This is a genomic window from Citrobacter sp. VF227 (assembly GCF_052950715.1).
In genome coordinates this window covers 1-439 of the sequence record NZ_JBRFVF010000575.1, presented here as the reverse complement: position 1 = coordinate 439, position 439 = coordinate 1, and the positions used below count along the sequence as shown (strand labels likewise).

Below are 439 nucleotides of genomic sequence, written 5' to 3'. Positions count from 1 at the left end.
ACCACTTTGTGATTCATGACTGGGGTGAAGTCGTAACAAGGTAACCGTAGGGGAACCTGCGGTTGGATCACCTCCTTACCTTAAAGAAACGTTCTTTGTAGTGCTCACACAGATTGTCTGATGAAAAGTAAATAGCAAGGCGTCTTGCGATTGAGACTTACACGTCCCCTTCGTCTAGAGGCCCAGGACACCGCCCTTTCACGGCGGTAACAGGGGTTCGAATCCCCTAGGGGACGCCACTTGCTGGTATGTGTGAGTGAAAGTCGCCGACCCCGATATCTCAAAACTTACCTTCGGGTGACGTTTGAGATATTTGCTCTTTAAAAATCTGGATCAAGCTGAAAATTGAAACGACACACTGTTTCATTTCTCCGTAATAAGAAATGAAAAGCGGTGTGTTCGAGTCTCTCAAATTTTCGCAACACGATGGTGTTTTACG

General features: G+C 46.5%; 1 tRNA gene and 1 rRNA gene. Both read left to right on the top strand.

Annotated elements, in window-relative coordinates:
• Positions 1 to 78 (top strand): 16S ribosomal RNA (locus ACU8YC_RS27945); the annotation flags it as partial.
• A gap of 85 nt (positions 79 to 163) precedes the next feature.
• Positions 164 to 239, top strand: a tRNA-Glu gene (locus ACU8YC_RS27940).
• The last annotated feature ends 200 nt before the right edge of the window (positions 240 to 439 follow it).